The sequence below is a fragment of the Subtercola sp. RTI3 genome, from assembly GCF_035018625.1.
GTDB lineage: Bacteria > Actinomycetota > Actinomycetes > Actinomycetales > Microbacteriaceae > Subtercola > Subtercola vilae.
This window is the reverse complement of the sequence record NZ_JASJXO010000010.1, coordinates 78,480-92,277: the sequence shown is the minus strand read 5'-3', so window position 1 is coordinate 92,277 and position 13,798 is coordinate 78,480. Positions and strand designations below refer to the sequence as shown.

The 13,798-nt window shown below is 64.5% G+C and carries 12 protein-coding genes and 1 tRNA gene; 5 read left to right on the top strand and 8 right to left on the bottom strand.

The genetic code is table 11. The features are described 5' to 3' along the window. Window positions 1-92: 92 nt before the first annotated feature. From QN358_RS06300 to aceE, 6 genes are all read right to left on the bottom strand, one after another. Window positions 93-1,328 carry a beta-ketoacyl-[acyl-carrier-protein] synthase family protein gene (locus tag QN358_RS06300; protein WP_136640898.1) on the bottom strand — a complete coding sequence of 412 codons (1,236 nt, stop codon included), beginning with the start codon at window positions 1,326-1,328 and terminating at the stop codon, window positions 93-95. A 119-nt stretch (window positions 1,329-1,447) separates the two neighbouring features. Further along, the gene (locus tag QN358_RS06295) at window positions 1,448-1,696 is read right to left on the bottom strand and encodes an acyl carrier protein (protein ID WP_136640897.1); all 249 of its coding nucleotides are present in this window, start codon (window positions 1,694-1,696) and stop codon (window positions 1,448-1,450) included. 41 nt (window positions 1,697-1,737) lie between these two features. Further along, on the bottom strand, window positions 1,738-2,742 hold the full coding sequence (locus tag QN358_RS06290; RefSeq protein ID WP_136640896.1) for a beta-ketoacyl-ACP synthase III: 1,005 nt from the start codon (window positions 2,740-2,742) through the stop codon (window positions 1,738-1,740). 24 nt (window positions 2,743-2,766) lie between these two features. Then, window positions 2,767-3,690: an ACP S-malonyltransferase gene (locus QN358_RS06285; protein WP_323511883.1), complete on the bottom strand. Its 924-nt coding sequence runs from the start codon at window positions 3,688-3,690 to the stop codon at window positions 2,767-2,769. Between the two features lie 100 nt (window positions 3,691-3,790). Beyond that, window positions 3,791-4,999, bottom strand: coding sequence for a helix-turn-helix domain-containing protein (locus QN358_RS06280; protein WP_323511882.1), 1,209 nt, complete (start codon window positions 4,997-4,999; stop codon window positions 3,791-3,793). Between the two features lie 13 nt (window positions 5,000-5,012). Beyond that, window positions 5,013-7,742 (bottom strand): pyruvate dehydrogenase (acetyl-transferring), homodimeric type, encoded by a 2,730-nt coding sequence (gene aceE, locus QN358_RS06275; protein WP_323511884.1) that lies wholly within the window; start codon window positions 7,740-7,742, stop codon window positions 5,013-5,015. A gap of 197 nt (window positions 7,743-7,939) precedes the next feature. Between aceE and QN358_RS06270 the strand changes: the two genes are divergently transcribed. From QN358_RS06270 to QN358_RS06250, 5 genes are all read left to right on the top strand, one after another. Then, window positions 7,940-8,413, top strand: coding sequence for a peroxiredoxin (locus tag QN358_RS06270; protein ID WP_136640893.1), 474 nt, complete (start codon window positions 7,940-7,942; stop codon window positions 8,411-8,413). Between the two features lie 29 nt (window positions 8,414-8,442). After that, window positions 8,443-8,515 (top strand) — tRNA-Val (locus tag QN358_RS06265). Between the two features lie 176 nt (window positions 8,516-8,691). After that, window positions 8,692-9,762 (top strand): ABC transporter permease, encoded by a 1,071-nt coding sequence (locus QN358_RS06260; RefSeq protein WP_323511881.1) that lies wholly within the window; start codon window positions 8,692-8,694, stop codon window positions 9,760-9,762. After that, a complete protein-coding gene (locus tag QN358_RS06255; protein ID WP_136640891.1) occupies window positions 9,759-10,538 on the top strand; it encodes an ABC transporter ATP-binding protein in 780 nt (259 codons plus the stop codon). The genes QN358_RS06260 and QN358_RS06255 overlap by 4 nt, the downstream gene beginning before the upstream one ends. Before the next feature lie 139 nt (window positions 10,539-10,677). Then, entirely contained in the window at window positions 10,678-11,196 is a 519-nt protein-coding gene (locus QN358_RS06250) for a hypothetical protein (RefSeq protein WP_323511880.1), read from the top strand. 258 nt (window positions 11,197-11,454) lie between these two features. Here QN358_RS06250 and QN358_RS06245 read toward each other — a convergent pair whose 3' ends face one another. Beyond that, window positions 11,455-12,654 carry an Acg family FMN-binding oxidoreductase gene (locus QN358_RS06245; protein ID WP_323511879.1) on the bottom strand — a complete coding sequence of 400 codons (1,200 nt, stop codon included), beginning with the start codon at window positions 12,652-12,654 and terminating at the stop codon, window positions 11,455-11,457. Window positions 12,655-12,768: 114 nt separating this feature from the next. Next, a complete protein-coding gene (locus QN358_RS06240; RefSeq protein WP_136640888.1) occupies window positions 12,769-13,671 on the bottom strand; it encodes a carbamate kinase in 903 nt (300 codons plus the stop codon). Window positions 13,672-13,798 lie beyond the last annotated feature (127 nt).

Here is a 13,798-nt window from a genome sequence, read left to right as displayed (position 1 = left end):
AGATGTGTATAAGAGACAGCACCCGCAAACTTCGCCGACCCGAAGTGGTGTGAGCGCTGGGGTCAGCGAATGGGGACAGGGCAGGCAGCCGACTAGAGCGTTTTGAAGGCCGCTACGGCGTTGTGGCCGCCGAAGCCGAACGAGTTGCTGATGGCGAGCAGGTCGCCGTCGGGCAGCTTGCGGGGCGACGTGATCACGTCGAGCCGAATGGCCGGGTCTTGCTCGGTGAGGTTGATGGTGGGCGGGGCGAGACGCTCGTAGAGCGCCTTGATCACGAAGATCGCCTCGATGGCGCCGGCACCACCGAGCAGGTGGCCCGTCGATGCCTTCGTGGCCGACACGGGGATGCCTTCGACAGCCTCACCGAATACCCGGCGAAGCGCGTTGTACTCGGCGATGTCGCCGACGGGAGTGGAGGTGGCGTGTGCGTTGATGTGTGCCACGTCGGCAATCGAGAACCCGGCGTTGGTGATCGCCGCGATCATGGCGCGAGCCGCCGCCGAACCCTCGGGGTCGGGCGCGGTGATGTGGTACGCGTCGCTCGTCACTGAGCCCCCGAGAACCTCGGCGTAGATGCGGGCGCCACGGGCGACGGCGTGCTCGTAGGTCTCAAGAACGATGGCCGCGCCGCCCTCGCCGAGAACGAAGCCGTCACGGGTGACGTCGTAGGGACGCGACGCGGTGGCTGGGTCGTCGTTGCGCTTCGAGAGCGCCTGCATGGCGGCGAACGAGGCGATGGGCAGGGGGTGGATGCACGCTTCAGAGCCGCCCGCGATGATCACGTCGGCGAGGCCTGCCTGCAGGTGGTCGAACGCGTTGGCGATCGACTCGGTACTCGATGCGCAGGCCGAGACGTCGGTGCGGCTGAAGGCACGAGCGCCGATGTCCATGCTGATCGCGGCGGCAGCGCCATTGGGCATGAGCATGGGAACGGTCATGGGAAGCACTCGGCGGGGGCCACGCTCGCGCAGGGTGTCCCATGCGTCGAGCAGGGTCCAGAGGCCGCCGATGCCGGTGGCCCAGTCGACGCCGAGACGCTCGGGTTCGACCTCGGGTGAGCCGGCGTCAGCCCACGCCTCGCGCGCTGCGGTCAGCGCGAACTGGCTGTTCGGGTCGAGACGCTTGGTCTCCTGGCGGGTGAGCACATCGGCCGAGGGCACAACGGCCTGGGCCGCCATGGTGATGGGAACCTGCCACTTCTCAACCCACTCCTGCTCGAGGGTGCGGTTACCCGAAACGCCGCCGAGCAGTGCCTGCCAGCTCTCTTCAGCGGTTCCTCCGAGGGGAGAGGTGGCGCCGATGCCGGTGACGACGATTCTTTTGGTCATGAGAAGAGCTTTCTGTGGTTCAAGTCTGTCTGTGGTTCAGGTCTGTCTGTGGTTCAGGCGGGTCTGTGAGCACAGCGAGGAGGCCGGACGAGTGTCGCCCGGCCATCCTGCGGTCGGGTTCAGCCCTGGGCGTTGGCGATGAAGTGAACTGCGTCGCCGACGGTCTTGAGGTTCTTGACCTCTTCGTCGGGAATCTTGACGTCGAACTTCTCTTCGGCGTTGACAACGATGGTCATCATCGAGATGGAGTCGATGTCGAGGTCATCGGTGAACGATTTGTCCAGCTCAACCGTGTCGGCTGCGATACCCGTCTCGTCGTTGATGAGCTCGGCGAGGCCGGCAAGAACTTCTTCGGTGGACAATGCCATTATTTTTTCTCCTTGTGGTGTCATTTGAGGCGACATTCAGTTTAGGGCAGCACGACGACTTGGGCCCCGAAGACGAGGCCCGCGCCGAAGCCGATCTGCAGGGCGTAGCCGCCCGAGGCTTCCGGATGCTCGGAGAGCAGCCGGTGCGCAGCGAGCGGAATCGACGCCGCCGACGTGTTGCCGGTCGTCTCGATGTCGTGCGCGACGAGCACGTGTTCGGGCAACTTCAGCACTTTGGCGAACTCGTCGACGATGCGCATGTTGGCCTGGTGCGGGATGAACGCGGTGAGGTCGTCGGCGGTGATGCCCGCGACCTCGAGCGCCTGGCGCGCGACTTTCGCCATCTCCCAGACGGCCCAGCGAAAGACGACTTGGCCGTCTTGACGAAGGTGCGGCCACTCGTTGTCGCCGGCGCGGAAGCCCGCGTGGGTTCCGCTCATTCCCACGGCACCCCACTTCGAGCCGTCGGAGCCGAGGATCGAGCGTGAGATGCCCGGGAAATCGCTCGGGCCGACCACGGCAGCACCAGCACCGTCGCCGAGCAGAAAGGAGATCGAGCGGTCGGTGGGCTCCACGAAGTCAGAGAGCTTCTCAGCTCCGATGACGAGCACGTACTCGGCCACACCCGCGCGAATCAGGGCATCGGCCTGTGCAATGCCATACGCGTAGCCCGCACACGCCGCCTCGATGTCGTACGCGGCGGCAGTCTTTGCGCCCACTTGCTCTGCGACGAGGGTGGAGACCGAGGGGGTGACCACGGGGTTGCTGATGGTGGCCACGATGACGGCACCGATCTGGTCGGCACGAATGCCCGACTTCGCGATGGCCTCGATGCCGGCTTCGGTGGCGAGGTCGACGGCGGTGATGTCTTTCGGAGCACGCCGGCGTTCGATGATGCCGGTGCGCTGGCGAATCCACTCGTCTGACGAGTTGATCGCCTCGATCAGTTGGTCGTTCGGTACGACGAGTTCACCGCGAGCGGCGCCCATCGCGTAGATGCGGGTGAACTCGTGTCCGTGTGACTGCTGCAGTGCGGGGCGGGGCATGCGCTTCTCTCAGGAATCGTGGGGTTAGGCGACGGCGCCGGTGAGGAGCTCGATAGCCGTTGGCAGGTCATCCGGTGTCTTGATGGCAACCGACGGCACACCCTTCAGACCCCGTTTTGCAAGACCGGTGAGGGCGCCGGCGGGCGCGACTTCGATGATACCCGTGACCCCGGCTGCTGCGAACGAGGCCATGCAGCGATCCCAGCGAACGGGAGACGAGACCTGGCCCACCAGCAGGCGCAGAAATTCGTCGCCGGAATCGACGACGCCGCCGTCGCGGTTGCTCCAGATGGGCAGTGTGGGGTCATGCGGGGTGAGCCCGCGGGCAACCTCGGTGAGCCGGTCGACAGCGGGTTGCATGAATCGGGTGTGAAAGGCACCGGCGACCTGCAGCGGGATCACCCGCGCGCCGCGAGGGGCGACCTGCGGCAGCTGCGCGAGGGCTTCGAGCGAACCGGCGACAACCACCTGGCCTCCGCCGTTGAAGTTGGCCGGCTGCAGGCCGAGCGCTTCGAGCACGCCCAGAAGCTCGCTCTCGTCGCCGCCCACAACGGCGCTCATGCCGGTGGGGGTGAGCGCTGCGGCCTCAGCCATGGCCAGCCCGCGCTCACGCACCAGCGTCACCGCGTCGACCTCTGTGAGAATTTCGGATGCTGCGGCAGCGGTGATCTCGCCCACCGAGTGGCCGGCCACACCGCCGACGAACGACCGTCGACCGTCAGCCAGAAGTGCCTTCAGCGCAAGCAGCCCGGCGGCCACGATGAGCGGCTGGGCCACTTTGGTGTCGCGGATGGTGTCGGCGTCGCTCGTGGTGCCGTGCTTCAGGAGGTCGAGCTCGGCGCAGTACGACAGCGCTTCGAGGTGCTCGCGAAACTGTGGTTCGGCAACCCACGGGTCGAGAAAGCCGGGGGTTTGTGAGCCCTGGCCCGGGCAGACGATCACGATCATGTTGTCAGTCTTTCAAGTGTGGAGGAGGAGTCGGTGGTGAGAACCAACCAACCTTTTCGAGTTTCGTTGTCAGTATCGACCAAGGCCGAACCGGGTTTGGTCAGGTGCGGCGGCGGGGCGCAGGGTCAGGGTCGTTCATCGACCCGAGAATCAGGGCCGACTGCAGGATGAGGGCCTCCCGGGCGCCGGTGGCATCCCAGCCGATGACCTGAGAGACGCGCTTCAGACGGTAGCGAACGGTGTTCGGGTGCACGAAGAGCTCGCGCGCGGTGCCTTCGAGCGACCGGCCATTGTCGAGGTAGCACCACAGCGTGGTCATCAGTTCGGGGCTCTGGTCTTGCAGCGGCCGGTACACCCGGTTCACAAGAGTCGACCGGGCCAGCGGGTCACCGGCCAGCGCCCGCTCGGGAAGCAGATCGTCGGCGTACACCGGGCGGGGGGCGTTGCGCCACGATTTCGCCACGGCGAAACCGGCGAGCGCTGCCTTCGCGCTTCGGGAGGCCTCGACGAGGCTCGGCACCTCGTGGCCGAGAACCAGGTGGCCCGGGCCGAATCCGGGTTCAAGGGCGTTCGCGATCTGCATGAACGTCAGGGCTGGTTCGCTGGTAGCGGCAGTGGGCTGATCATCCGGAGGCAGGCCCGCAGGCTGCGAACGCCCGATGACCAGCACCAGTCTGCCGCCCTGAACACCGATGAGCACGTCGGCTGAGAGGTGGCGTGCGGTGCGGCGCAACTGGTCGACGTCGAGCATGCGGGGCGTTGTTCCGACGAGGACGCTCACCTCGCCGTGGCCGTGCCAGCCGAGAGCGGCGATACGGCTCGGCAGCTCGTCGTCGTACTCGCCGCTGAGAATGGAGTCGACAACGAGTGCCTCGAGCCGGGCATCCCAGAGCCCGCGCGCTTCGGCGGCTCGGGCGTACACATCAGCCGAGGCGAAGGCGATCTCGCGCGAATAGAGCAGGATGCCTTCGCGGAGGTCTTGGTCGGCACCGGCGACGCGCTGCTCGACCACCTCGACCACCACGCGGATGAGCTGGAGCGTCTGCTGCAGGCTCACCGAGCGGAGCAACTCGCGCGGCGCGGAGCCGAACACGTCTGAGGCGATCCACGTGGTGGTCGTGGGGTCGTCGTACCAGGTGATGAACGACTTGATGCCGGCCTGGGCGACGAGGCCCACGGCGGAACGCCTCCCCGGCGGCATGTCGCCGTACCAGGGAAGCGTTTCGTCGAGGCGCTTGATGGTCGCTGTCGAGAGTTCTCCCGACACCGTTCGCAGCCACGCAAGGGTCTGCTCTTTGGTTCTCGACATGGGGTGAAAGCGGTTAGCTCTCGCCGCCCGCCGAGCCAGAGGTGCCGGCCGACACGTCGTGCAGACGGTACTTGTCGATGGCCCAGGCCGGGGCGTTCTGGTCGACCTCGCCGCGGGCGGCGAGCTGCTCGAGAACACGAACGACAACCGAGGGGCCGTCGATCTTGAAGAACCGTCGGGCGGCCGGGCGCGTATCAGAGAACCCGAACCCGTCGGCACCGAGCGTCGCATAGTCGCCGGGAACGAACTGGCGAATCTGGTCGGGCACGGCGTGCATGTAGTCGCTCACCGCGACGAACGGGCCCTGGGCGCCCGAGAGCTTGTTCGTGAGGTACGGAACGTGGCGCTCGTCGTTCGGGTAGAGAAAGTTGTGCTCCTCGGCCAGCAGGCCGTCGCGGCGCAACTCTGTCCAGCTGGTGACCGACCAGACGTCGGCCGAGACGCCCCAGTCGTTCGCGAGCAGCTCCTGCGCCTCGAGAGCCCACGGTACGCCCACGCCCGAAGCGAGGATGTTCGCCTTCGGGCCTTGGTCGTTGCCGGCCTTGAGGTGGTGGATGCCGCGCACAATACCCTCGGCGTCGACGTTCTCGGGCTCGGCTGGCATGACCATCGGCTCGTTGTAGAGCGTGATGTAGTACATGACGTTCGGGTCGGTGTGCGTTCCGCCGTACATCCGCTCGAGGCCCGAGCGCACGATGTGCCCGATCTCGTACCCGTACGCGGGGTCGTACGACACCACGGCGGGGTTGGTGGAGGCCAGCAGGTGGGAGTGGCCATCCGCGTGCTGCAGGCCCTCGCCGGTGAGCGTGGTGCGGCCAGCGGTTGCGCCCATGATGAACCCGCGGGTCATCTGGTCGCCCGCGGCCCAGAGGGCGTCGCCCGTGCGCTGGAAGCCGAACATCGAGTAGAAGACGTAGACCGGGATGAGCGGTTCGCCTTGCGTCGAGTACGAGGTGCCCGCTGCGGTGAACGCTGCCACCGCGCCGGCCTCGTTGATGCCCACGTGGATGATCTGGCCCTGGGGGCTCTCTTTGTAGGCGAGCAACAGGTCGCGGTCGACACTCGTGTAGTGCTGGCCGTTCGGGTTGTAGATCTTCGCGCTCGGGAAGAACGCATCCATGCCGAACGTGCGCGCCTCGTCGGGGATGACGGGAACCACGCGGTTGCCGAAGTCCTTCGAGCGCGTCATCTCTTTCAGAAGACGCACGAACGCCATGGTCGAAGCGATCTCCTGCGTACCGGAGCCCTTCTTCATGATGGCGTAGGCCGAGTCGTCTGGCAGCGTGAACGCGGTGTGCTTCGTGCGACGCTCTGGCACGTAGCCGCCCAGTGCGCGGCGACGCTCGTGCATGTACTCGATGGCCTCGTCGCCGGGGCCCGGGTTGTAGTACGGGGGAGTCCAGTGATCGTTCGCCTCGAGCTGCGCGTCGGTGATCGGAATGCGCATCTCGTCGCGGAACGCCTTGAGGTCGGGCAGAGACATCTTCTTCATCTGGTGGGTGGCATTGCGGCCGGCAAAACCCTTGCCGAGGCCGTAACCCTTGATGGTGTGCGCGAGGATGACCGTGGGCTGGCCCTTGTGCTCGCTCGCGGCCTTGAACGCGGCGTACACCTTGCGGTAGTCGTGGCCACCGCGCTTCAGACCCCAGACCTGATCGTCGCTGTAATCCTCGATGAGCTTCAACGCACGCGGATCGCGCCCGAAGAAGTTCTCGCGAACGTACGCGCCGTCTTCGGTCTTGTACGTCTGGAAGTCGCCATCCGGAGTCTGGTTCATCAGCTTGAGCAGCGCACCGTCGGTGTCGTTCTGAAGCAGCGAATCCCATTCGCGCCCCCAGATCACCTTGATGACGTTCCAGCCGGCACCGCGGAAGAAGCTCTCGAGTTCCTGGATGATCTTGCCGTTGCCGCGCACAGGGCCGTCGAGGCGCTGCAGGTTGCAGTTGATCACGAAGTTCAGGTTGTCGAGGCCCTCATTGGCCGCGACCTGCAGCTGGCCGCGACTCTCGACCTCATCCATCTCGCCGTCGCCGAGGAATGCCCAGACCTGCTGGTCGCTGGCGTCTTTGATGCCGCGGTTGGTCAGGTACTTGTTCGCCTGAGCCTGATAGATGGCATTGATCGGGCCGATACCCATCGACACCGTCGGGAACTGCCAGAACTCCGGCATGAGACGGGGGTGCGGGTATGAGCTCAGCGCGCCACCGTGGTGCGACTTCTCCTGGCGAAAACCGTCGAGCTGGGTCTCGCTCAGCCGGCCCTCGAGAAACGCGCGGGCGTAGGTGCCGGGGGAGGCGTGGCCCTGCACGAAGATCTGGTCGCCACCGCCCGGGTGGTCTTGGCCGCGAAAGAAGTGGTTGAAGCCCACTTCGTAGAGGCTCGCGCTCGAGGCGTACGTCGAGATGTGGCCACCGACGGCGATGCCGGGGCGCTGGGCGCGGTGCACCAGCATTGCCGCGTTCCAGCGGATCCACGCACGGTAGCGGCGCTCGACATCTTCGTCGCCCGGGAATTCGGGCTCGTTCTCGGGAGCGATCGTGTTGATGTAGTCGGTGGTGGGAACCATCGGAACGTTCAGGTGCAGATCTTTGCTTCTCTTCAGCAGGCTCAGCATGATCTCGCGAGCACGCCCGTGGCCACGCTCTGCGACCAGCGCATCGAGCGATTCAGACCATTCGGCGGTTTCATCGGGATCGGAATCGATGTTCGTCACCGAATAGGGGTCTTGATCGTTGACAGTCAACGTCAACCTCTCTCTTTTGGGTTGTAGAGATCATTCAACTGGAGGCCCTCCGGTTCACGGAATGCACACCACCGACAAGCCTAACGAATCTGTCAGACCAGATTCGCCCTCCGGGGCAGCGATCGGTCGGTTTCGAGGTTTAGACTGGCTGTTTGGGTCTGGCGGGCAAGTTACCCGTCGCCGAAAGGATCGCCTCTATGGCACTCGAAAACGACACGTGGGCACCCGACTTCGAACTGTCGAACCAGTACGGCGAAAAGGTTCGTCTCAGCCAGTTTCGTGGTGTGAAGCCCGTTGTCCTCGTCTTCTACCCACTCGCTTTCTCCGGTGTCTGCACCGGTGAGTTCTGCCAGCTCGAAGAGAACATCGCCCTGTTCAACGACCAGCACGTCGAACTGCTCGGAATCTCCGTCGATTCCAAGTCGTCGCTTCGTGCCTGGAGCGACCAGCGTGGGTTCGACTTCAACCTTCTGGCCGACTTCTGGCCCCACGGCGGCGTCGCAAAGGAATACGGCGTCTTTCTCGAGGGCAAGGGTTTCTCGAACCGTGCGACCTTCGTCATCGACACCAAGGGCATCATTCGCGCCAGCTTCATCACCGCCCCGGGCGAGGCCCGTTCGATTGAGGCCTACCGCGCCGCCCTCGAAGAACTCGAGCCCGCCGCGGTCTAGTATGCTTTCAACGCGTCTTCGGGCGTGAAGGGCCTTTAGCTCAGCTGGTAGAGCGCCACGTTTACACCGTGGATGTCATCGGTTCGATCCCGGTAGGGCCCACTTCAGCACAGGCATCCTTTCAGCATGGGCGTCCGTTCAGCATGGGCGTCGGACGCGACGCAGGTGTTTCCGTCGGGGGACTTTCGGCCCTGTTCGGGGAGCTGATCCGGGGCATCCTTGACGTTCGGGAGCACCGCATCAGGCAGTGCTCCTGTCAACAGCGAGAGCCGGTACGAATGTTCGTCGCACTCCGTGATCTGAGGTTTGCCAAGGGCCGCTTCATCCTGATTGCCGCTGTCGTCGCCCTCATCACCCTCCTCGTCGGCTTTCTCGCCGGCCTCACCGCTGGCCTCGCCAACCAGAACATTTCCGCGGTGCTCGCACTGCCCGCCGACCGGGTCGTGTTCTCGCAACCCGCTGACGGCAACAGCCTGAGCTACTCCGACTCAGCCGTCACATCGACGCAGGCCGCGACGTGGTCGAAAACCTCAGGAGTGAGCGCGGTGCATCCGGTCGGTATCAGCCAGACCAAGCTCTTTGCGGGTTCACGGCAGGCCTCCGTCGCCCTTTTCGGCGCCGACACCTCCTTCGGATCGGCCGTACCGACCCGGGACGGCCACATCACCGTACCGGAGACTGCCGCTTCGACCCTGCATGTTGTAGCGGGCGGCACGATCACCCTCGACGGCGACGTCTACGTCGTCGATGCCGTGACGACGGACGCATGGTATTCGCACACGGCCGTCGCCTGGGTCTCACTGGCCGACTGGCAGAAGACCGCCAGCGCCTCCGGCAACCCCGACGCCTTCGCCACCGTTCTCGCGGCCGACGGTACAGACAGTGGCTTTGCGGCCGCCGACCTGGCCGCCGACACCACCTCCCAGAGCCTGGTCGGTTCGCTGACCGCGCTCTCCGCGTTCCGCTCGGAGATCGGGTCGCTGCTGCTGATGGTGGCGATGCTGTTCGGTATCTCGGCGCTTGTCGTGGGCGCGTTCTTCACGGTGTGGGGCATGCAGCGACAACCTGACGTGGCCGTTCTGAAAGCGCTCGGGGCATCGAACAGAATGCTTGTCACCGACTCGCTTGGCGAGGCGGCTCTTGTGCTGGTTGTGGGGGTGGGAGTCGGGATCGGCGCGACGGCAGCTTTCGGAGCCGTTGTCGGCGGTGTTCTGCCCTTCATTCTGGCCTGGTACACCACTCTCGCCCCGGCTGTCGCGATGATCGCCCTCGGGCTGTTGGGTGCGGCGTTCGCTCTTCGTTCGGTGACGCACGCCGACCCTCTGACCGCTCTGGGAAGCAACCGATGATCACCCTCTCGAATGTCACCCTGACCTACCCGGACGGGGCCAGCAGAATCATCGCCGTCGACAACGTCTCACTCGCCGTCGCTCGCGGGAGTGTTGTGGGGCTCAGCGGCCCGTCGGGTTCGGGTAAGTCGAGCCTGCTGGCCGTCATCTCGACCCTCATCCGGCCCGACTCCGGGTCGGTGCGCATCGATGATGTGGAGGTGACGGGGCTCTCGCTCTCAGAGCGTGCCGAGCTGCGCCGCGATCACCTCGGGATCGTCTTCCAACAGTCGAACCTGCTGCCGGCGCTGACCGCTCTCGAGCAGCTGTTGGTCATGGAGAAGCTCGGGGCCAGAACGCCAAGAGGGGGAGCGAGCAAGGCGGAGACGCGGCGTCACAGCCGTTCGCGTGCCATGGACCTGCTGGCAGCGGTCGGAGTCGAACGGCAGGCGCACAAGTTCCCGGCGATGCTCTCCGGGGGTGAGCGCCAACGCGTGAACATTGCCCGAGCCCTGATGAATGACCCCACCGTATTGGTTGTCGACGAACCGACCAGTTCACTGGATCAGGCGAGAGGTACGAGCATCCTGAACCTCATCACCCGACTCACGATCGAGCAGAACACCGCAACCGTGCTGGTCACGCATGACGAGCAGCAACTGCAGCGCTTCGAGACCTACTACGTGATGGTCGATGGGGTTGCGACCCGTCAGACGCTCGCTGCCGACGCTCAGCAGACACCCCCACCCGCATTGTTGACGACCGGAATCAGTGGTATTCCCATCCGTATTCCATGATGTTGCTTCTGGTAGTTGTGGCGCTGACCAGTCGCTTTACCCGTCGAGACCGACGGCGATGCACGTAGTCCGCGGTCGCAGGACGATTCGCAGGACCTTCGGCCCCATCGGAGAGAGCGCATCCGGGAAGGGTGGTGGTATGACCGACAGTGCTCGTTCCTCTGCCCCAGTGCCTCGCCCAGCGGTGCCCTATTCCCGGGTGTCGGCGTCTTTTCGACGAAAGTCATCGTCGACGGCCTGGCGTGCATTACTGGTTCTGCTGTACTTCGGTGCCGCTTCCTCGTTCGCGGGCGGATGCCTCGGCGCAATCGCAGACGGCGGGCCGATACCGCTTTCATACCTGGCAGACACACCGTTCACTTCATACCTCATCCCGGGTCTGCTGCTCGGCGTGGTTGTCGGCGGCACCCAGTTGGCAGGCGCTATCGCTCTACAGAGGGGCAACGCAGCCAGTCTTTTGTGGTGTGCGGTCGCGGGGTTCGGGATGATGGTGTGGATCTTCATCGAGATCGCAATGATCCGGCAGTATTCGTTTCTGCAGAGCATCTACTTCGGGCTCGGCGTTCTCGAACTCGCCTTGGTGCTCGCCTTGTTGGGGATCGCCCCCGCGGTAGTCGCGCGGCGGTTGCCCTCCCGTACCGGCACGGGTCGCCAGTAGCAATGTGGGAACACTGCTGGTGGCAACAGTTCGAAGGTGCACGTTCGGAACGTTCCGGTACTCCTTACCCGCAGGGCGTGTGTACTGCGCCTCCGCTGTCGCTGACGGGGGCTCAGCGCTGAAGACTCTCCGAATGGTAGTCGTGAGCGCTCACGCTGGAAGGCAGCAAGCGGGCGTCGGCATCAACAAATCCGGGCCCAGCCGAGCCGCAACACCCATCGAGCCGTCAAGCGCAGCCTAGCTTTGTGATTGACGTGTTCAGCCAAGGAGACTGTTGACGTCTCGCCGCATGGTCTGTGGGTAGTCGGTCGTGCTGGTGCCGAGTCTCACCATCATCTGGATCGTCTGCCCGTCGGGTGCGTACTCGGCGCGGATAGCGTCATACGGTGCGGCCATTGACGGGTACTCCTGAAGTACTTGGCTGAGGGGCTGCATCACGAGGCCGAGCGAGCGGGCACGGAGCGAGAAATTGCCGTAGAGGATGCCCGCCGAAACCTGCTCCGTGCGAGTATTGCCTGCCGTGCTGATGAGGGCGTAGTTCGGCGTGTGTGCCACGGCCGCGGCTGTCGAGTCGATTGAGCGCTTGGCGCCAGTCGCATCGTCGTTCAGTGCTGGATCGATCGTGATCATGCCCTGAATTAGATACTTCATGAATCCGCTGGTTCCCTGCCCCTCGACCGCGAAACCCGATCTCTCCTCGTTTTTGGCCGATTCGGTTGCGTAGAACAACCTGTCGAACTCTTTCGTCGCTGCGTCGTACTGCGTCTCGATGAGAGTCCCCTCGGTGCCGAACGCTGCGAAAGCCGCAAGATCTTTCGGCTTGTCGTAGATCGTCAGGGCCGCCCCGGAGCTAGCGGCGAGGCGGCTGAGCTCAGCCGACTGATTCGCTGTCACGGGAGCTGGGGTGTACGGGCTTCGGTTGGTGTCGGACAGAAAAAGCGAACCGTAGTCGGTCGACTCTGTCGACAGTGATTTCGTCAAGGTGATCTTCGCAACGGGAACGGCGCGCATGCTCGAGGCAAGGTCTGTTTCGTCGTACGCCCCCTGCGGAAACAGGTCGAAGGTGCTGCTGTATCCGAGATGAAGGGCCGAGACGCGCAGGTATGACAGGAACGTGCCCTGCGAGAGCATCGTTTGGCGATCCTCCGGGTCGACGGCGGGCGTCAGCCGGGAGGGGTCGGCGTAGAGGTAGAGCACGTCGGGGTCTGACGGGTCGAGCCGGATGGTCCATGGCTGCATGTTATGGCTGCTCGGTGCCAGCAGCGCTTGCGCGGCAACCTGCATCCGAGGATCAGCGAACTGCCCTGCGTACTCTCTGCTCCACGGTTGGAGGTAGTTCGCCGGCACGAAGAGGCCGCCGACCGTCAGAACGACGAGAAGTACGACACCCAACCCGCCGATCACCGACGCCACATTGATGAGCACGATCTTCTTACCACGCTGTCGCCTTATTCCCATGGACACCACTGTGTCGGATGCGCTACTCACCAGCAGAGTCGAAGGTCCCACCGAACAGATAAGTGACCACGATGATCGCAAGAGCACAGTGTTCCTCACCTGCGCTGCTTCGTGTCACCGACTGATCTGTGTGCCGGCGAGCCCGTTGACGACCGCTTCTGCATCGTCGAGGCTGCCGATTGCGGCGCGGCAACCGGTCTCTCGGACGAAGGCGGTAGCGGCGGTCACTTTTGGTCCCATCGAGCCCGAGCTGAAGTGTTGGGCATCGAGCTCGTCCGCTGTGGTTTCGAGAATGGGGTGTTGCTGCGGCGTGCCGTACCCTCGCATCACGGCGCTGACATCGGTGAGGATGATGAGGCGGTCGGCTGTGAGGGTGATTGCAAGGAGGGCGGCGACACTGTCCTTGTCGATGACTGCGTTCACCCCGATGAGCTGGCCGCGAGTTCGTACGACGGGTACGCCTCCGCCACCGGCGCCGATCACGATCATTCCGGCGCTGAGGAGGTTTCCGATGACGCCTTGTTCGATGATGTCGATGGGTGCGGGCGAGGGCACGACGCGTCGCCAGGTCACCTCGTCGGTCACGAACGTCCAGCCGTGTCGCTTCGTCAGGGTGTGGGCGTCGTGCGCGGAGTAACTCGGTCCGATTTGTTTGGTCGGATGCTGCCATGCCGGGTCGGCTTCGTCGACGACGGTCTGGCAGACGAGCGAGACAACGGGTTTGGTTGACTTCGCGTTGAAAAGGGCACGTTGCAGCCAGAGACCGATCAGGCCCTGGGATTCAGCGACCATGTCCCCGAGCGGGTAAGGGGTTGCGATGGCCTCATCTGTCACGTTCTCGGCGGCGAGCAATCCCACTTGCGGGCCGTTTCCGTGAATGAGGAGGAGTTCGTGTTGTGCTGCGAGGCGCACAAAAGCTGGCGCGGCGGCCGCCAGGCGCCGGGTTTGGGTCAACGCCTCTGGGGGTTCGCCTCGGCGAAGAAGCGCATTGCCTCCCAGGGCGACGACGAGTCTCACTGTCTGCCGTCCGTATCTTCAGGCAGGAGAGAGGCGAGCATGAGCGCTTTGATGGCGTGCACCCTGTTCTCTGCCTGGTCGTAGACACGAGACGCCAGGGATCGGCGGCCGTAGAGCGCCCGTCTTC